At 72.8% G+C, this 18,906-nt stretch carries 12 protein-coding genes and 1 tRNA gene; 5 read left to right on the top strand and 8 right to left on the bottom strand.

Annotated elements, in window-relative coordinates; genetic code table 11:
- Positions 1 to 97: 97 nt before the first annotated feature.
- Complete coding sequence (locus ACFFF6_RS16900) at positions 98 to 1,621, top strand: DUF3375 domain-containing protein (RefSeq protein WP_376982661.1); 1,524 nt, start codon at positions 98 to 100, stop codon at positions 1,619 to 1,621.
- Positions 1,622 to 1,794: 173 nt separating this feature from the next.
- Here ACFFF6_RS16900 and ACFFF6_RS16895 read toward each other — a convergent pair whose 3' ends face one another.
- Entirely contained in the window at positions 1,795 to 2,331 is a 537-nt protein-coding gene (locus tag ACFFF6_RS16895; protein WP_376982660.1) for an MGMT family protein, read from the bottom strand.
- Between the two features lie 357 nt (positions 2,332 to 2,688).
- Here ACFFF6_RS16895 and ACFFF6_RS16890 point away from each other — a divergent pair, with 357 nt between their 5' ends.
- The 3 genes from ACFFF6_RS16890 (at position 2,689) to ACFFF6_RS16880 (ending at position 7,499) form a co-directional block, all read left to right on the top strand.
- Positions 2,689 to 3,420 carry a DUF4194 domain-containing protein gene (locus tag ACFFF6_RS16890; RefSeq protein WP_376982659.1) on the top strand — a complete coding sequence of 244 codons (732 nt, stop codon included), beginning with the start codon at positions 2,689 to 2,691 and terminating at the stop codon, positions 3,418 to 3,420.
- A 57-nt stretch (positions 3,421 to 3,477) separates the two neighbouring features.
- A complete protein-coding gene (locus ACFFF6_RS16885) occupies positions 3,478 to 6,867 on the top strand; it encodes an ATP-binding protein (protein WP_376982658.1) in 3,390 nt (1,129 codons plus the stop codon).
- A gap of 146 nt (positions 6,868 to 7,013) precedes the next feature.
- A complete protein-coding gene (locus tag ACFFF6_RS16880) occupies positions 7,014 to 7,499 on the top strand; it encodes a hypothetical protein (RefSeq protein ID WP_376982657.1) in 486 nt (161 codons plus the stop codon).
- On the opposite strand, the gene ACFFF6_RS16875 is transcribed toward ACFFF6_RS16880, so the two are convergent.
- Positions 7,471 to 9,099, bottom strand: coding sequence for a trehalose biosynthesis protein (locus ACFFF6_RS16875; protein ID WP_376982656.1), 1,629 nt, complete (start codon positions 9,097 to 9,099; stop codon positions 7,471 to 7,473). The two genes, ACFFF6_RS16880 and ACFFF6_RS16875, sit on opposite strands and share 29 nt — an antisense overlap.
- A 119-nt stretch (positions 9,100 to 9,218) precedes the next feature.
- Between ACFFF6_RS16875 and ACFFF6_RS16870 the strand changes: the two genes are divergently transcribed.
- Positions 9,219 to 11,198 (top strand): Ig-like domain-containing protein, encoded by a 1,980-nt coding sequence (locus ACFFF6_RS16870; RefSeq protein WP_376982655.1) that lies wholly within the window; start codon positions 9,219 to 9,221, stop codon positions 11,196 to 11,198.
- A 21-nt stretch (positions 11,199 to 11,219) separates the two neighbouring features.
- On the opposite strand, the gene ACFFF6_RS16865 is transcribed toward ACFFF6_RS16870, so the two are convergent.
- The 6 genes from ACFFF6_RS16865 to ACFFF6_RS16840 form a co-directional block, all read right to left on the bottom strand.
- The gene (locus ACFFF6_RS16865) at positions 11,220 to 11,819 is read right to left on the bottom strand and encodes a LytR C-terminal domain-containing protein (RefSeq protein WP_376982654.1); all 600 of its coding nucleotides are present in this window, start codon (positions 11,817 to 11,819) and stop codon (positions 11,220 to 11,222) included.
- Position 11,820: 1 nt separating this feature from the next.
- Positions 11,821 to 13,233: a beta-N-acetylhexosaminidase gene (locus ACFFF6_RS16860; RefSeq protein WP_376982652.1), complete on the bottom strand. Its 1,413-nt coding sequence runs from the start codon at positions 13,231 to 13,233 to the stop codon at positions 11,821 to 11,823.
- A gap of 254 nt (positions 13,234 to 13,487) precedes the next feature.
- On the bottom strand, positions 13,488 to 14,927 hold the full coding sequence (locus tag ACFFF6_RS16855) for a C40 family peptidase (protein ID WP_376982651.1): 1,440 nt from the start codon (positions 14,925 to 14,927) through the stop codon (positions 13,488 to 13,490).
- A gap of 391 nt (positions 14,928 to 15,318) precedes the next feature.
- Positions 15,319 to 15,392: transfer RNA gene (locus tag ACFFF6_RS16850), tRNA-Pro, on the bottom strand.
- 67 nt (positions 15,393 to 15,459) lie between these two features.
- Positions 15,460 to 16,425, bottom strand: coding sequence for a metallophosphoesterase (locus ACFFF6_RS16845; RefSeq protein ID WP_376982650.1), 966 nt, complete (start codon positions 16,423 to 16,425; stop codon positions 15,460 to 15,462).
- 1 nt (position 16,426) lies between these two features.
- Positions 16,427 to 18,829 (bottom strand): penicillin-binding protein, encoded by a 2,403-nt coding sequence (locus ACFFF6_RS16840; RefSeq protein WP_376982649.1) that lies wholly within the window; start codon positions 18,827 to 18,829, stop codon positions 16,427 to 16,429.
- Positions 18,830 to 18,906 lie beyond the last annotated feature (77 nt).

Genomic DNA, 18,906 nt, shown 5'->3' with positions numbered 1-18,906 from the left:
CTACGTCGCTCGGGCGCCGATGGGGGAAAGCGCTCGCTCCGCGGGAGGGCGGATCCGCGGCGGCGAGGCGGGACGCCCCTTGGTAGGCTCGCCGCTTGTGAGCACGCCCGAGCAGACCCCCGCGCGACACCGCCGCGCCGATGCGGTCGCCGCGCGCAAGGACGAGTACGAGCAGCTGCGGCGCCTGAGCACCTGGCGCCTGCTGTCGGCGACCAAGGCTCCCGCCGTGCTGGCCATCCTCCAGTCCGTCTTCCCCGCGGGCAACCGTCGCCTTCCCCGCAGCGAGCTGGTCGCCCGTGTCGAGTCGCACATCGCGCTGCTGCACGACGAGGACCCGGAGCCCGCATCCGACGGCGGGACCCGCATCGGCCGCGGGGCCGCCGAGTACGTCGACGGCTGGGTCCGCGAGGGGTACCTGACCCGGCGGGACGACCCGCAGCGGGTGGAGACGACCTTCGAGCCGTCCCCCGCCACGATCGACGCCGTCCAGTTCATCGCCTCCCTGCAGGAGCATCGGCCCACGACCACGCAGTCGCGCCTGCAGCTGGTCATCCAGCAGTTCGACCGTCTCGCACAGGAGACGGAGACCGACCGCGACGTGCGCCTGGCGGACCTGCAGCGGCGTCGCGCGCAGATCGAGCAGGAGATCCGGGAGCTGTCCGAGGGGGAGCTCATGCTCCCCAGCGCCGAGTCCTCCGTGGACCGGCTGCGCGACATCCTGCAGATCGCCGGGGAGCTCTCCGGAGACTTCCTCCAGTACCGCGAGGACCTGCGCGGCGTGGACCTGCACCTGCGCGAGCAGATCCTCTCCCCGGAGGGCTCGCGCGGCGAGATCCTCGAGCAGCTGCTCGCCGGGGACGACCTGCTGGGCCAGTCCACCGTGGGCCGCACCTTCACCGCGTTCTTCCGCATGCTCAACGATCCGCACCAGACCCGCACGGCGCAGGACGTGGTGGACCGGCTGCTCGCGCGGGACTTCTCCGCGAGCCTGAGCCGCGAGGAGCGCGAGAAGCTCGCGAACGTGTTCAGCGACCTGTACGAGCCCGCGCAGGAGGTGCTCGACGTCAAGACCGAGCTGTACCGCTCGCTCGCCCGCTTCGTGCGCAGCCAGGACTTCCGTCAGCACCGCGTGCTGCTGGACCTGCTGCAGGAGGCGCAGGGCCTCGCCCTCGCCCAGCGCGACGAGATCCCCCCGCGCACACCGTTCCCGCTCGAGCTGCACGTCGCCCGGGCACGGCTGGCCTCGGTCTCCCAGCACCAGCTGAAGGACCCCACCGATCCGGGAGCGCCCGCGGAGGCGGAGGTCCACGACGCGACGACCCTGAGCGTCGAGGTGCTCGCCGATCTCGTGCGCAGCAACGACATCGACCTCGTCGGTCTGAGCGCGGTCGTCAACGAGGTGCGCGGACGCAGCGGGCAGGCCTCGATCGGCGACGTGCTGCGCGAGCAGCCGGCCAGCCAGGGCCTCGCGAGCGTCATCGGCCTCATGTTCCTGGCCACCCAGCATGCGAGCCCGCGCGAGGGCTCGACCGAGATCGTGACCTGGCGCGAGCTCGACGGCGAGGACTACGCCGCCCGCATCCCGGCCTTCTACTTCCTGGACGACGTCCCCGCCCAGTAGCGGTGCGGTTCCGTCCGGCGCAGGTCCGGCGGCTGCGGACCCCGACCCGCGATCCGCGCCCGCTCCGGCGCGGCGGGGCCGGCGAGAACCGGATGGTGCCGTGATCTCGCTGCTGGCGGTCGACGCGGCCCCGGGGCCCCGGTGTCCGGGCTCCGGGTCGCAGGCTGCGGGCATCAGGGCTCCGGGATCTCCCCGTCCGACTCCGCGGAACCGGACCGCAGCTCCGGCAGCTCGGCCCAGGACTCCCGGGCCTGCGCGCGCAGGCGGCCGAGGTCGGCCCCGTGCCTGCGCAGGTTCGTCCCGCGGCCGTTCGGCTTCATGGTGATCCCTTCGGCCTCCCAGCGCGCCCTCGCCCGGGCCAGCAGCGGTCCGGGCAGGTCGCCGGAGGCATTCGTGACCCGCCACCAGGTCACGCTCCCGCCCCAGGTGCTCATGATCCGGCCCACCAGGCGGGGCCCGATCCCGACGATCGCGCCGATCTGCCCGTACGCCGCGACGCGCCCCGGCGGGATCTGCTCGACCGTGCGCAGGACGCGCTCGACCGTCACGTCGTCCATGCGGGCACGCCCTGCTCCGTGCTCGTGGGTGCGCCCTGCTTCGTCCCGACGGGCGTGCTCCGCCGCCGCGGCCGATGGATCCACGTCGCGGCTCCCGGATGCGGGGTCCACAGCATCGGGCGGCAGGGGCTGCACGGGATGATCGGAGGACATGGCCCGAGTCTGGCACGCCCGTCCGGCCCGCGCCGCCGCACCGGCGCCCACATCCCCACGTCCCGACGTTCCGGTGCGGCGAAACTGCGGCTCTGGGCGTCGCATTGCGGCGCCTTCGCCGCACTGGCGACGACAGCGCGTGAGAAGGCGGTGGCGGTGTGGGGGTGTGCGGCGAAACTGCGGCTCTGGGCGTCGCATTGCGGCGTCTTCGCCGCACTGGCGAGGCCAGGGGCGATGAGAAGCGCGGGTGCGAGAACGGGAGAAGCACGGGCGCGAGATCGGGAGGGGCCGGGGGACCGTGCGCCGCGCCCCGGGCCGCTCGCCTGCGCGCCCGCGGGCCGGGTACGCTCGTGACCCGTGACGACATCCCCCGCGAGCCCGAACGAGGACGACGGCACCACCGGCCGCTCCGTGATCCTCCACCGCCTGGTCGACGAGTCCCGCCGCGTGCTCGTCGCGCTGCTGCAGGGGCCGTTCCTCGACGGACGCAAGGACACCGCGCGCTACGCCCAGCTGCTGCGCGACCGCGCCGCACTCGAGGCGCGGCTCGCGGACATGTATCTCGAGCTCGTCGTCGACGACGACGCCCAGGTCGCCTTCGTCCGCCAGAGCGAGGACGACCCGGACGCCCCCAAGCTGCTGCGCCGGCTGACCGGTCTGAACCGCCTGGACTCCGTGCTGCTGCTGGTCCTGCGCCAGATGCTGCTGACCCAGTCCTCGCGAGGGCAGCGCGCCGTCGTGAGCGAGGCGGAGATCCAGCAGGCGCTCGCCGCCTATCGGCGCTCCACCTCGACCGACGAAGCGGGCTTCACCCGCGACGTGCGCGCCTCGATCACGAAGATCCAGAAGGCGGGGCTGCTGGACGAGCAGGGCGACTCCTACGAGGTCTCCCCGGTTCTGCGGCTCATGATCGGCCCGGACACGGCGCGCGAGTTCATCGGCCTGTACCGCCTCGCGGGCGCCGACACGCTCGAGGATCCGTCCGATGCCGAGCAGGGCGATGCGCAGGACGAGCAGGATGAGGAGGATCCGGGCGAGGCCCTCGCGCCGACCGGCGCGCCGGAGAGCGGCCGTCCCGCACAGGCCTGAGCCGCCGGGACGGCCGCACGACCGGGCACCCGAGCGCCGCCCAGGTACCCTTGTGCGGTGGCTTCCGCATCCGAGACCCTCGACCTGCCCGGGATGGCTCCCGCGGCGCATGCCGGCGACGACGAGGCAGTGCGCGACCCCGACCACCCGCATCCGGGCCAGTGGCGCCTCACGCACGTCCAGCTGTCCAACTGGGGCACCTTCCACGGCACGCATGAGCTCGCGATCTCGCCGAAGGGCTTCTTCCTGACCGGCGGACCGGGAACGGGCAAGTCCACACTGCTGGACGCCATCAGCGCGCTGCTGACGCCGCCGCGCACCCTCCACTTCAACGCCGCCGCCTCCGATGCCGGGCCGGCGCGCTCGAAGTACCGCCGCACCGTGGCGAGCTATGTGCGGGGCGCCCATGCGATGCACTACGACGCGGCGACCGGCGAGTTCAGCCAGGAGGTGCTGCGCGAGAAGTCGACCCTGTCGGTGATCACGCTGCGCTACTCCGACGGGCAGGGTGGCACCGTCCAGCTCACCCGTCTCCTGCTCCTGCACGCCGGCCACACCGCGGACTCCGATGTGAAGAGCCTCTACGTGATCGCCCGGGAGCCGCTGGACGTCACGGACCTGCGGCAGTTCGTCTCGAGCAGCATCGAGGGGAAGGCGCTCGAGGCCGCCCACCCGGGCACGGAGACGTTCCGGCAGTTCCGCGAGTACCGGGCGAAGTTCAGCCAGATCCTCGGGATCCCCGATGAGAAGGCCCTTGCCCTGCTGCACAAGATCCAGTCGGCGAAGGAGCTGGGGGACGTCAACGCCCTGCTGCGGGACTACATGCTCGACGAGCCCCGCACCTTCGACCTGGCCGATCAGGCCCTCGCCAACTTCCACAACCTCTCCGAGGTCTACGAGGCGCTCGTGACGGCCCGCCAGCAGCGGGACCTGCTCGCCGGGCTGAAGGAATCCCATGACGCCTGGACGCGGATGCGCGAGCGGGGCGGGGAGCTCGTGGACCGCCGCGCGGACATCGACCTGTTCGCCGCCCAGCATCTGGTGCGGCTGCTGGGGGAGGACCAGGAGCGCCTCGAGCTCGAGAAGGACCGCCTCGCGGCGAGCCAGAGGAGGCTCACCCAGGACGTGGCGGAGGCGCGCGCGGATCTGGCCCAGCTCAAGGAGCAGCGTCGCCGCGCCGGCGGCGGCGAGATCGACGACTGGAAGCAGCAGATCGCCGGGCTCGAGGTCGAGCGGACCCGCCGCAAGGAGCGGGCGACCGAGTTCGGCACCCAGCTCGCGACCGTCGACCTGCGCACACCGATCAGCGAGGACCTCTTCCTGCAGACGCAGAGGGAGGTCGCCGCCATGCGGGCGAGCCTCGAGGAGGAGGAGAAGGGCGCAGACCGGATCCGCTGGGACGCGGAGGCGACGGTCCGCCAGTGGCAGGCCGCCCTGGCCCAGACCACCCAGGAGCTGACGTCCCTCACCGGCCGCGCCTCCAACCTCCATTCGGAGGACATCGCGCTGCGCGACGGGATCGCGAAGCAGGTCGGCGTCGCCCCCACCGATCTGCCCTTCGCGGCGGAGCTTCTCCAGATCAGGGAGGGGCAGGAGGAGTGGACGGCCGCCGCCGAGCAGGCGCTGCGCGGGCTCGCGCGATCGATCCTGGTCCCGGACCGGGTCTATCGCGAAGTGGCGAGCGCGATCGACCGCACCAAGCTGCGCCGGCGCATCTCCTACAACCGGATCAACACGGACCTGCGGCGCCCGGTGCGGGCGATCGACGAGCGCTCCCTGGCCGCGAAGCTCGACGTCAAGGACGGCGAGTTCCATGCGTGGCTGCAGGGCGAGATCGCCGCCCGCATGGACTACACGTGCGCGGAGGACCTCGAGGAGTTCACGCGCCTGAACCGGGCGGTGCTGCGCTCGGGCCAGATCAAGCATTCGGCCTCCCGGCACGAGAAGAACGCCGACCGCTCCATCAACGACCGCTCCCAGTGGGTGCTGGGCTTCGACAACCGGGCCAAGCGCGCCGTCTTCGAGAACGAGCGGATCCGCGCCGAGCAGGAGCTGTTCGAGGCCCAGGCCCGCCGCAAGGACGTCGAGACCGACGCCGAGCGCCGCCGGGAACGCCTCTTCGCCCTGCAGGCGCTGTCCGCCGTGACCTGGGACGACATCGACGCTGCCTCGATCGCCCGGCGCGTGGCGAACCTCGGCGACATGGTGCGCGCCGCGGAGAACGGCTCCGAGGCCCTCGCAGAGCTCGCCCGGCAGATCGACGACGTCGAACAGGCGATCCGCGACAGCGACGAGGAGCTGCTCGAGGTGGTCCGCGGTGCCGGCAAGCTCGCCGAGCAGGCCGAGCGCACTGCGGAGCGCCTGGTCGAGGCGCGCTCGCGCCTGGCGGAGCGGACCCTGTCCGCGGAGGTCGAGGAGGAGCTCGCCGAGCGCTTCCGGGCGATCTCGCCGAACCTCGTCCTGGGCAACATCGACCGGGTCACCAAGGACGCGTCCTCGACGCTGGACGCGGAGCTGATGGATCTCACCCGGCGCACCTCGCGCGCGGAGGAGGACATGCGCACGGCGATGCGGGAGTTCGCACGGCGGTGGCCGGCCGATGCCGGGGACACGGACACCTCGCTCGAGGCCGCCCCCGACTACCTCGCGATCCACCGGCGGATCCAGGAGGAGAAGCTGCCCGAGGTCGAGGACCGGTTCTTCGACTTCTTCACCGACAACACGCTCGGGGACGTGCAGGCCCTCGCCACCGCGATCGCCCGCGAGCCGGCGGAGATCCGCAAGCGCCTGTCCCGTATCAACTCGCTGCTCGCGCAGGTCGAGTTCCATTCGGGACGCTTCCTGCAGCTGTCGATGCGGCCCGTGCACCTCGCGGCCCTGGACGAGTTCCGCCGCGCTCTCGACGAGGCCGCCCGGGACACCGTCGAGAACGACATCACCCGGGACCGGGAGAAGGCGGAGGAGCGCTTCGTCTCCCTGCGTCACCTGATGGGGATCATCTCCGATGCCCGGACCCAGGACGACCAGGTCTCCCGGGTGATCCTGGACGTGCGGCGCCACGTCCACTTCCATGCCGAGGAGGTCGACGCGAACGGCACTGTCGTGCACGCCCACGAGTCCGGGGGTCCGCTCTCGGGCGGCCAGAACGAGCGCCTGGCGACGTTCTGCCTCGCCGCGGCCCTGCGCTATCAGCTCGCCGGGACCGGCATCGACGTCCCCCGCTACGCGCCGATCATCATCGACGAGGCGTTCTCGAAGGGTGCGGGCAAGTTCATCACGGCGGCCATGGAGTCCTTCCGCCACTTCGGCTTCCAGGTGGTCCTCGCCAACCCGGGCAAGAATCCGCAGGCGCTCGCCCCGTTCATCGGCGGCGTCGGCGTCGTCTCGATCCGTGAGGACCGCTATTCCTCGGTGAGCCCGATCGAGTTCGTGCCCGTCCCCTCCTGACCGACCGGGAGGGGAGAGGGGACGGGACGGCTGTCGATGGGGACTTCTCCCCATCGGCAGGAGACGGGCCGGACCCTATCCTGATCGGCATCGGTCCACCGCCCCTGAGCAGCAGGGCGCCGTCGCCCCCGTCGAGGAGCCGGACAATGCCAGCGATCCCGGCTCCCTCCCCGGAGCACGTCCGCTCCGAGGGCGAGGCCCGGGCCCGGGTCCGGGAGATCCTCGCGGAGGCCGCCGCGACCCTCCTCGGACCGCAGCCGGGACGAGGCGGCTTCCGGCAGACGCGGCCCGGCCGCGACCGCTCCTCCGGCGGCTCCTGGCAGGGGCTGCGCACCATGATCCACGTCAGCGGGCTGCTCGTGGCCGAGCTGCCCGCCGGGCGGGAGAACCTCGAGCAGCGGGCGCGCGACCTCGACGGCCCTCTCGCGGCGCTCGGGTTCCACCGCCTCCCCGAGCCGACCGCGTCGAGCCTTCTCCAGGTGCGCTGGCGCTGCGTCGACGGGGAGCTGTTCGAGCTGCTGGGCGGGAGCAGGCTGGGGCTGCGGGTGATCAGCGCCGAGTTCCTGCCGACCACGCGGGAGACGCTGAGCAGCACCTCCCCGATCACGCCCCCGGCGCGGCCTCTGCGCTGAGCCGGTCCTGCGCCAGGATCCGCTCGAGGGCCTCGAGCGGGATGCCCAGCCAGTCGGGGCGCAGGCGCGCCTCGTACAGCGCCTCGTAGATCGCCTTGTCCGCCTCGAAGACGCGCAGCAGCGACGCCTGCCCGGCGGGGTCCTCGGGGAGGCGGACCTCGCGGTAGCCGGCGAGGAAGGCCGCCCGGGCGTCCTCGGCCCAGGCGCGGGCGTCGACGCCGTCGGAGCGACGGACCGCGGCGGCCGCGTAGTCGAGGCTGCGCAGCATCCCCGCGACGTCGCGCAGCGTGCAGTCCGGGGCGGTGCGCTGGGCGAGCGGACGCAGCGGCTCGCCCTCGAAGTCCAGCAGCACCCAGCCGTCCGAGGCCGTGCGCAGCACCTGGCCCAGGTGGTAGTCGCCATGGATCCGCTGCAGCGGCGGCCACGGCCCGCTCCTCGCCCGCTGGATCAGGAGCCGCAGGTCATCGGCCTGCGCGGCGATCTGCGGGATGTCTCGGGCCGCCTCCTCGAGCCGCTCCAGCATCCCCGCGATCATCTGCTCGCGGGCTCGCGCGTCGGCCGGGACGCTCCGCATCTCCCGGGCGAGGATCCGATGCACCTGCCCGGTCGCCGCTCCCAGCTCGTGCGCCTGGGTCCGGAAGCTCGTCCCGGTCCGCGCGCGCTCGAGGGCGACCCGCCAGGCGTCCTGCACATCGGGCAGGAAGCGCTGCGCGAGCAGGAGGTGCACGGCGGGCGGATCCTCGCCCCGGTCCGCCTCGTCGGCGGTGCCGATCCGGAGGCCGCGCTCCGGAACGGCCCGCACGGCGCCGAGGAGGGGCGCGATCGCGGCGCACTGCGCGGCGTCCAGGACGGACTGCACCTCCACGTCCGGATTGGCTCCGCCCTGCAGGATCCGGAACAGCTTGAGGATCACCGGATCCGCCCCGTCGATCTCGAAGATCATCGAACTGTTGGACTGCTCGCCCCGCAGCAGGCGGCTCGCGCGGACCGGGCCGAGCCCGCGACCTCCCCGCACGCCGTCGGCGACGAGGCGCAGCGCAGGGGCCTCCCCGCCCGGGCAGGCCTTCTGCCGGGGCGCCGGCGGCGAGGTGAGCAGGTGCAGCAGGGCGCGTCGCCCGCTCCCGTCCTCGACCGCGTCGATCACGCGCAGGGGAGTGCCGTCCACGGTGACCTCGCCGATCACCGCCGGCACGGGCGCCTGCTCCGCGGAGGGCTCGCCGACGCCGGTCGCGGCCTGCGGCCGCAGCACGAGCGGCACCTGGTAGTCGCGGTATCCGCCGACGGCCCCGCCGAGCGCGTCCGCGGCGGGCGGCTCCTCCGACCCGCCCGGGCGGGCGCGCAGCAGGAGCAGGAGCACCCGGGTTCCCGGGAGGGCACCCGGGTCCACGGGCGCGAGCGGCAGGGGGAGGACGGCGAGCAGCTCGAGCCGAGGCGGGCAGCCGTCCTCCTCTCCCGCCTCCCGCACGAACCAGCGGCGCTGCGGCATCCAGGCGGCGAGCGCGGGCAGGAGCGCGGTCAGCGCGGGGGAGAGCGCTGCGGTCACCGATGCGGTGCCCGCGCCCGGGGGCGTGCCCGGCACGGGGCGGTCGACGTCGTCCATCGGCCCAGGATAGTGGCCCAGGACACGGCACCGGACACCTCCGCGGAACGGGCGCGGGACCCGGCCCCGGGCCGGTGCGAGCCCGGGGTCCGCGCGGGCTCCCCTGGTACTGTGACCGCGTGCCGCAGACCCCTCGTGAGACCCCGCGCAGACAGGATCGTCGCCCCCTGCGCGAGGCCGCGGCGGTCCTGGCGGCGACGCTCGCCCTCGCCCCGCTGCTGATCGCCGCCCCGGCGCTCGCCCTCGGCGAGGACGGCCCCTTCGATCTGCCGCTGACGCGCTCCGAGGTGTCGATCTCCCCGTCGTCCGTGAGCCGCATCGACATCACCGCCCTCCTCGCGGATTCCGCGGAGCCGGAGCTCGACCTCGACACGGCGCAGCTCGCCATCCCCGCCGATCTCCCGGAGGAGGAGCGCGCCCGCATGGCGCTGTCGGAGGACCGGACCACCCTCGTGGTGCAGGACGAGGGCACGTGGAGCATCGTGGACGGGCAGATCGTCTACGTGCCCGACGGCGCCTTCGACCGCGAGATCACCCCGGTGGCGATCACCGTCGCCGCCCCCGGGGGCGTCCGGTCCCGCCCCTCGGAGCTCACCGTGACCACTCCGGAGACGGTGATGCACCGGGTGAGCGCGAGCGCCGGCGAGGTCGTCACCATCCACCTGCAGGACCAGGACCCGGATCTCGTCGAGGGACGGGCCGGGCTGCAGCTGGACGACCTCCCCCGCAGCTCGACGGTCACCGAGGACGGCAGACGCGTGGTGATCCCGGAGCAGGGGACGTGGGAGCTGTCCGAGGACCGGCTCACGCTCACCTTCACGCCGCTGCGCCCGCGCCTGGACAGCGGCCAGCCCTCTCCCGTGCACTACACCGCCGTCGACGCCTCCGGGGAGGCGACCAGCACCGGGGTGGTCGCCGTGGTCGAGCCGGTGATCCCGAACATGAAGCGCTCCGCCCGCTTCGGGGACTCCATCGTCTTCACGCTCGCCGAGGGCCAGCAGAACATCGATCCCGCGACCCTGACCCTGGCTCCCGTCACCGATGACGGGGTCGCGACGCTGTCCGCCGACGGGACGGTCGCCGAGATCCCCGGCCAGGGACGGTGGATCCTGGACCGGGGCGAGTCCACCGTCACCTTCACGCCGGAGGACGAGGACGTGATCGCGGCCGCGCCGATGGGCGTGCGGGGCGGGGACGGCGCGGGCAGCACGTCCTCGCGGGCGCTGCTGGACACGAGCTACCCGCGCATCGCCGATCTCTCGCAGACCGGGGTGCACGGCTCCGACGTCGTCTTCGACCCGCGCAGCGCCAGCCGCGACATCCGTGCCGACTCCCTGGTCCTGGACGCCGCGGACCTGCCGGAGGGCGCGACGCTGTCCGAGGACGCGCAGCAGCTCGACGTGCCCGGGCAGGGGACATGGAGCATCGACCGGGAGGCCATGAAGATCGTCTTCTCCCCGGCCTCGGCGGACCCGGGTCTCGTGGTCAGCCCTGTCCGGGTGCGGGCCGCGGGGCTGTACGCCGACAACGGGACGACGGCGACGCTCACGGCGACCTTCACCGGCGCGGTGCCCACGATGCGCGACGACGAGGTCCGGACCGCTCCGGGAGTCGCGATCACCGCGGACGTCCTGGCCAACGACACCCCGGCCGGCGTCGGCCAGCCGCTGCAGCCGGGGACGCTGCGCCTGCGCTCGATGGATGCAGCGAACCTCGAGGAGCTCGAGGACTGGACGGGGACCCGCCTCGTCATCCCCGACCAGGGCGAGTACCGGATCGGCAGCGACGGCCTGCTCGTGTTCGAGCCGGCTCCCGGCTTCGTGGGCCGGGCCGCGGAGATCGAGTACCTCGTCACCGATTCCACAGGCGTGCCGGCGCTCGCCACGATCGCCGCGGAGGTCGACCCCGATGCCGCGTCCTCCGCGAAGGTCCCGCAGGACACCGTCGGCATCAACACGCTCCTGGCCGGGCTGATGCCCGATGCCCCCGGCACGGCGGTGGTCTTCGGCTCCGTCGTCGCCCTGACCCTCTTCGCGGGCGGGACGATGCTGTGGATCGGCTCGCGCATGGAGCGGGACCGCCGCGCCTGGCGGGACTGAGGCCCGCCGCGAGCAGGCCGCTCAGGAGGCGCAGCCCTCCGGGACGGCGACCGGCTCGGCGAGGGCCGCCGTCGCGGCCTCGGGGGCCCGCAGCCCCGGCCAGTCCGCGCCGATGACCAGGGTGACCTCGGCCCCTTCGGCCCCTTCGGCATCCCCGGGCACGAGGACGGCGCCGTCGATCTGGGCGGCGACCGAGGCGGCCGCGAGATAGCCGCCGCTGCCGTAGATCACGGCGGCCGGGGCGTCGGCGCTCTGCGCGTTGCCGGCCTTGCCGGTCGCGTACCCGCGCTCGGCGAGCTCGGCGGTCACGTCCCCGGCGAGCCCGCGGGTGGAGGTGCCGTTGAGGACCGTGACGGTCACCTCGGCGGGTGGGGCGGGGACCGCGCCGGCGGCAGGACAGGTCGAGGCCGCGCTCGGGGTCGCGGCCGCCGGGGGAGCGGGCTGCGGGCTGCGCACGAGGTTCACGGCGACCGCGACCGCGCCCACCAGCAGGATGATCAGCGCGGAGAAGACGATCAGCTGCGTGATCCGCATCCGCCGATGCCGGGCCTCGCGGAGGGTGCGGCGACGCACATCGTGCACGGAGCGGCCGTAGGGGTGGGCATCATGGTGATCGGGCATGTCAGTCGAGCTCTCGGTAGGCGATGCCGAAGGCATCCAGACGGGGAAGATGGTCGCGCAGACGCGCGAGGAACTGCTCGTAGCGCTCGGGCGGGGACCCCCAGGCGCGTTCGGCGACCGCGCACAGCCGCGGGAAGAGCAGGCGCTCCAGCTCCTCGGAGGAGGAGACGCGTCCGGTCGGCAGGCTCGCCTGGATCCCGCGGACGAGGGTCCTGCCGGCATCGGCGAGCTTCGGCGGCACGAGCGGCGCCTCGTACACGTCCCGCAGCCTGAGAGGGCGGCCGGGGGAGCCGGGCTCCTCGCGGCGGTGCGGGCCCTGCGGCCGGTCCAGACCCAGCAGCGCTTCGGTTCCGACGACGCAGGGGAAGCCGCGGGAAATCGCCTCCGCGAGAGCCCGCTCCCCGCTGCTGACCACGATGGTCGTCCCGTCCGGGGTGCGGGAGCTCAGCACGTCGTCTCCGCCGACGATCGCGGTGCCGTGCTCGGCGAGGACGTCTGCGGCGAAGGTCGTGAAGCGGCCCTGCACCTCGGAGACCCGGGTCATCCCCCAGTCGACCATCCGCGCGCGGACCTCGGCCGAGCGCTCCCACTCCCCGCGCGCGCAGGTCTCCGCGCCGATGTGCAGCAGCGCCGCGGGGAAGACCTCCGCGACCTGGACCAGCACGTCGCGCACGAAGGCGAAGACCTCGTCGGACACGCCGAGCACATGGTCGGAGCCGCCCAGCACCTCGCGCACGCCCACCCGGCGGTCGGGGACGGCGCCCAGCTGCGGGTAGGCGGCGATCGCGGCCTGCATGTGCCCGGGCAGGCTGATCTGCGGGATGATCGTGACGCCGCGACGGTGCGCGTAGGCGACCAGGGCCCGCAGCTCCTGCTGGGTGTAGAAGCCCCCGTGCGGCGCCTCCTGGGCGAGCTCCGACGGCGGCTTCTCGTCCTCGCTCGCGCGCAGCGGGCCGGAGCGCACGGAGCCGATCTCCGTCAGCCGCGGGTAGCCCTTGATCTCCACCCGCCAGCCCTGATCGTCGCTGAGCTGGAGCTGCAGCACGTTCATCCGGTGCAGGGCGAGGGCGTCGATGATCTTCTCGAGCTCCGCGAGGTCCACGAAGCGTCCGACCACGTCCAGGTGCAGACCGCGCCAGGCATGGCGGGGCGCGTCGTGGATGCTCACGCAGGGGATCTCGCCGTGGGTGCCCGCGACGATCTGGGCGAAGGTGTTGCGCCCGTCGGCGAGTGCGGCCTCGCTGCCGGCGGTGAGGGAGGCGCCCTGCGGCGAGATGGACAGCGCGTACTCGGTGCGGGGCAGGTCCTCGGACAGGCCCACCGACAGCTCCCGCCAGGGATCCGTGCTCGCCCAGACACCGGCCGACCAGGAGACATGCTGGGGGAGGGGGAGGAGGGCGAGGGGCGCTGTCATGGCATCGTTCCTTCTGCGGCCCGGAGCGCGCCGGAGGCCGATGCTCCGGGCGGGGACGGCTGATCCGCGGTCGTGACCTGGGTCTCAGACATCTTTCCACATGCGAGCCCGCGCACGGCGCGACGTGTCGCGGGGCGCCCGGATGTGCGAGGGCCCGACCGGCGCATGCCGATCGGGCCCTCGTCCGCAGGTCCTGCTCCTTCCCGGTGACGCGATGCGTCGAGCAGGGTCCGCGGTGGTGCTCGCGCTCCGTCTCAGCGGTAGGTCACGAACACGTGCGGGGAGTTCCAGATGTCGCGGTAGACGACGCGTCCCTTGGAGCTGCCGGCATCGACGATCTTGCCGTTGCCGGCATAGATGCCGATGTGGCCCCAGTTCCCGGCGGAGAACGCGACCAGGTCGCCGGGCTTCGCCTCGGAGCGGGGGATGATCCGACCGCCGAAGGTCTGGTTCTTCGCAGTGCGCGGGACGGTGATGCCGTGGGCGTTGTACACGTACTTCACCAGGCCCGAGCAGTCCAGGCCGGTCGCGGGGTTCGAGCCTCCCCACACGTAGGGGACGCCGATCTGCTCCTTGGCGAGGGCGACCATCGAGTCGCCGTCCCAGCGCGGGGCGGCCTCCTCGGCGTTCGCGGGCACGTCCTTCGCGCTCGTGTTCACCAGGAGGTCCCAGGTCGCGGGGCCCACCACGCCGTCGGCGCGGTTTCCGCCGTTGGACTGGAGGGCGCGGACGGCGCTGCGGGTGGCAGGGCCGAACTTCCCGTCCTCGGGGATCCCGGCATCGCGGTCGTTCAGGCGCGCCTGCAGGTACCGGACCGCGTCGCCGCGGTCGCCGTAGCGCAGGACCGTGCCGATGTACGAGCTCGAGGAGCCGCCGCCGGATCCGGAGGAACCGCCGGAGGAGGAGCCGCCCTTGATGGTGGCGGGGGCATCGGAGGCGGAGACGTTGAACATGATGTTCCACGTCGCCGGGCCGACGACCCCGTCGACGGCGACTCCGCCGTTGGTCTGCACGGCCCGCACCGCGGTGCGGGTGGCGGGGCCGAACTTCCCGTCCACGGCGATCTTCGCGCCGCGGTCGTTCAGGCGGGCCTGGAGGAAGCTCACGGCCTCGCCGCGGCTGCCGTAGCGCAGCTTCTGGGGGGCGTAGCGGGCCTCGTCCGATGCCGCGGAGCTCGCGCTGCTGCGGGACGAGCTCGAGGACTCGGGCAGATGGGCGGGGGCCTCCTCGGCGGAGTAGTTCACGAGGATGTTCCACGTGTACGGGCCCACGACGCCGTCCGCGCTCACGCCGCCGTTGGTCTGCACGGCCATGACGGCCTTGCGGGTGGCGGGGCCGTACTTCCCGTCCACGGCGATGTTCGCGCCGCGGTCGTTCAGGCGGGCCTGGAGGAAGCTGATGGCGTCGCCGCGGGCGCCCGGGCGCAGCACGAGCGCCGTGTAGGTGTCGAGCTCCTTCTGGGCGGCGGGGGACAGGTCCGCGGGGGCGACGGTGATGCCGGTGGCGACGCCGGAGAGCTGCGCGGAGGTCACCGCATCGGCCTCGGGGATCGCGACCAGCGAGCCGGTGGCGGTGACCGCGCCGAGCACGGCGGCGCCGCCGATGGAGCGGCCCATGGGGGCGGCCATCCCGCGGTAGTTCACCACCGCTCGGCCGGGGGCCCGGTGCGTCGGGCGGGTCGGGGGACTGAACATGGCGGTTCGCCTCTTTCTCCTCGCCTCGCAGACGCGCACCGGTTCCGGCAGGGACCCGGGTCGCGTGCTGTGTCCGTCCGCGGTGAACGAGGAAGTGACCGGCATGGGGACGGAGCGGCGACCACACCGGACGGGGCCCCATCCAGGCGGCACCAGGAACACCCTACGGGGGTCCCGCCAGGACCCCCCGCCTGCCTTGACGCGAAGAAGACGTTGACTTTACTCAACTTTTACGAGAAAGTCGGCGTATCGGAGTGTTGTTCCGGAGTCTTTTCGAACCTCTGTGTTAATCACAGCGATGTGATTCCTGCGGGTCGAATGCGCGGAGGATCCGGGCCCGAAAGGCGAAGCGCGGCACCATCGATGGATGATGCCGCGCTGCGACCGGCGGTCGGGGTGACAGGATTTGAACCTGCGACCTCCTCGTCCCGAACGAGGCGCGCTACCAAGCTGCGCCACACCCCGCCTCGGTGCCGCACCGGAGTGCCTCACCGACGTGAAACATTACCCCGGCCAGGCGCTCCGCGCGAACTCAGGGGCGGTCGGAGGCGCGCAACGTGATCAACGTCGCCTCCGGCGGGTTGAAGAGGCGGTAGTTCGAGAACGGGCTCGCCCCCAGACCGCCGCTGACGTGCAGGGGGACGCCGTTCCACGTCGAGAGGCCGCGCGCCTGCGTGCGCGGGAGATCGCAGTTGGTCACGAGCGCGCCGATGCCCGGCAGACGCAGCTGACCGCCATGGGTGTGCCCTGCGAGCAGGAGATCGGCGCCGTCGCGGGTGAAGGCGTCCAGGACCCGCCGGTACGGGGCGTGGGCGACGCCCAGGCGCAGCACCGGCGGGACGGGCGCCGCGGGATCCTGCTGCCCGGCATCGTCCCGGTCCCGGGCGTGCTCCGCGTCGGGCTCGGGGGAGGGCATCGCGTCGCGTTCGAGATGCGGGTCGTCCACCCCGACCAGCTGGATCCGCAGCCCCGGCAGATCGATGCGGGCGCGGGTGTTCGTCAGGTCCCGCCAGCCGTGCGCGCCGAGGACCTCCGCAAGGGACTCGACCGGGAGATCCGCGGCGCGATGCTCCGCCACGAACCCCTCGGGGCGCGGATCGGGCAGGAAGTAGCGCAGCGGATTCTTCGGCCCGGGCGCATACATGTCGTTCGAGCCCATGACGAAGGCGCCCGATCGGCGCAGCAGCGGATCGAGCGCCTCGGCGAGCGGGGCGATCGAGGCGCTCGAGGCGATGTTGTCGCCGGTGTCGATGACGAGGTGGGGGCGCAGGGTCCCCAGGAACCGCAGGAACTCGAGCTTGCGCTCCTGCTCCGGCATGAGGTGGATGTCGCTGATGTGCAGCAGCCGGATGCTCCGCGCCCCGGCGGGAAGGATCCGCAGCGTCTCCTCCCGCAGCGTGAAGCGGTCGACCTCGACGTGCCGGGCCCAGAGATGCGCCCCGGCGGCCGCACCGAGGGCGAGGGCGCCCAGCGCGGCGGCCCTCGCGGCTCGCGCCACCTCAGCCCTTCCCGGTGGACTGGCGGATCGTCACCGTCCGGCCCTCGGTGAGCGGGGTGCCCGGGGCGGGGTCCGTCCCGATCACTCGCCACTTCTCGACATCGGCGGAGGGCTCGCGCCGGACGGTGACCTTGTAGCCGGCCCCCTCGAGGGTCGAGGTCGCCGTCGACAGGACCATGCCGCTCACGTCGGGCACGGTGCCGTCGCGCTGGGCGCCCCGGGCGGGGGCGGCCGGCCGGCCGGGCTCGCCCGGGAACGGCTCGTTGGGCAGGCCCTCGTGGACCGTGATCATGTACTGCTGCCAGGTGGGCAGGGACACGGTGTTGCCCCACACGCTGCCGCGCCGCAGGTAGGTGTCGCCGACGGTGAACCCGCCCGGCTTCACGTTCGAGGTCGGGTTGCCGAACCAGACCGCGGTGCTCATCTGCCTCGTGAAGCCCACGTACCAGGTGTGGAACTGCTCGCTCGAGGTGCCGGTCTTGCCGCCGGCGTCGTGGCCCGGGATGACCTTGCCCTTGCCCGTGGCCCGCGGATCGGCGAGGTCCTGCTCGAGGGTCCAGGCCACGGAGTCCGCGACCTGCTTGTCCAGGACCTGCTTGCAGCTGTTCCCGGTGAAGGCGACGTCCTTGCCGGCCCGATCGGTGATCGCCGTGATGGCGGTGGGTCGGCAGTACGTGCCGGAGGCGCCGAAGGTCGCGTAGGCCGAGGCCATGTCGAGGGCGCTGATCCTCAGCTCGCCCAGGACGACCACCGAGGGGGCGAGCTCCTGCCCGTACAGGTCCTCGACCGGCATCGACTGCGTCTCCGGGTTGAAGGGGTTGAAGGTCGCCGGCACCACGCCCAGGGTGCGCGCCGTGCTCGCGATGTCGCACAGGTCCATCTGCCGGGCCATGTTGGCGTAGGAGGTGTTGATCGAGAACTTCGTCGCGTTGAGCGCGGGCTCCATCGGCGCGAGCGCCACGGACACGGCGTTGTCCGGGTTGTAGCCGCGCCGCTCCCGCCAGGCGCCGCCGGGCAGACACTTGGCCGGGAAGGTCGTCATCGTCTGGCGCGCCGTGCCGACCGTGTCCCAGATCGAATGGCCGGTCTTGAGCCACTCGGTGAGCACGAAGGGCTTGAAGGTCGAGCCCACGGGGAAGCCGCTGCCGCCGCCGAGGGCCTTGGGGACGTTGTAGTTGATGGCGGTCTCGCCCGGGCCCACCTCCTCGTAGGGGTTGAAGGTGCGGTTCTGCGCCATCACCAGGACGTTGCCGGTGCCCGGCTCGACCGTCACGATCGAGTGGCCGAAGCCGGAGTCGTCCGTCGCCGGCAGGCGAGCCTCGAGGAGGTCCTCCGCCGCCTTCTGCTTGCCGACATCGAGGGTCGTGCGGATCGTCAGACCGCCGCCGTACAGCTTCTTCCGGCGGTCCGCGGGCGTCTCCCCGAAGCTCGGATCGTTCATCAGCGAGCGCGTCACGTAGTCGCAGAAGAAGCCCGAGCGGCCGGCGCTCGCGCATCCGGCGGAGACGTTCTGGACCTTGAGCATCTCCGTCACCGGCAGGGCGGAGGCCTCGTCGTACTGCTCCTGGGTGATGTACCCGTCGCGCAGCATGGCGCGCAGCACCTCGTTGCGGCGCTTCTCCGCACGCTCGGGATTCTTCACCGGATCGTAGAGGTTCGGACCGTTGGTGATGCCTGCGAGCAGGGCGGCCTCGCCCGGTCCCAGGTCCTTCGCGGGCTTGGAGAAGTAGTGCTGGGAGCCGGTCTCCACGCCGTACTGCGAGGGACCGAACTGGGCCACGTTGAGATAGGCGCCGAGGATCTCGTCCTTGGACCATTCCTTCTCGAGCGAGATCGCGAGCTTCGCCTCCCGGGCCTTGCGGCCGTAGGTCTGCTCCGTGGCCTCGGCCTTCGCCTCATCGTCCCCGCGCTGCTGCGCATCCATGAGCAGCGCGTTCTTCACGTACTGCTGGGTCAGCGTCGAGCCGCCCTGCGTGCTGCCGCCCGCCGAGTTGCTCAGCAGGGCGCGGGCGGTGCCGCGGATGTCGATGCCGCCGTGCTCGTAGAAGCGGCGGTCCTCCTCCGCCACGACCGCGTGCTGGACGTAGGGCGAGATCTCCTCGAGGGGGACCATGACGCGGTTCTGGTAGTAGAACGTCGCGAGCAGGGAGCCGTCCGCCGCCTCGATGCGGCTGGACTGGTTCAGCGGCTCGACCTTCAGCTCCGTCGGATAGGAGTTGAACAGCTCCACCCCGTCGTCCGTCGCCGAGGACGTCAGCGACACCGCCGGCAGCAGGAAGCCCGCCATCAGCACGCCGGCGACGCCGGACACGACGAGCAGTCCCACCAGCAGATACACGGTCTGCAGGAGGGCTCTGGCCGGGTTCGCGCCGGCGCGGGGGGATCGAGGGTCAAGGTCCGCCATGGTCCTACAGTACGTCGAGCCCGGGGTGCACTTCCACGCCCGCGGCGTGCGGGATCGCGCGGCCCGGAGCCCGATGG

The organism is Brachybacterium hainanense (assembly GCF_042434575.1).
Classification (GTDB): domain Bacteria; phylum Actinomycetota; class Actinomycetes; order Actinomycetales; family Dermabacteraceae; genus Brachybacterium; species Brachybacterium hainanense.
This window is presented reverse-complemented; position numbering and strand designations above follow the sequence as displayed.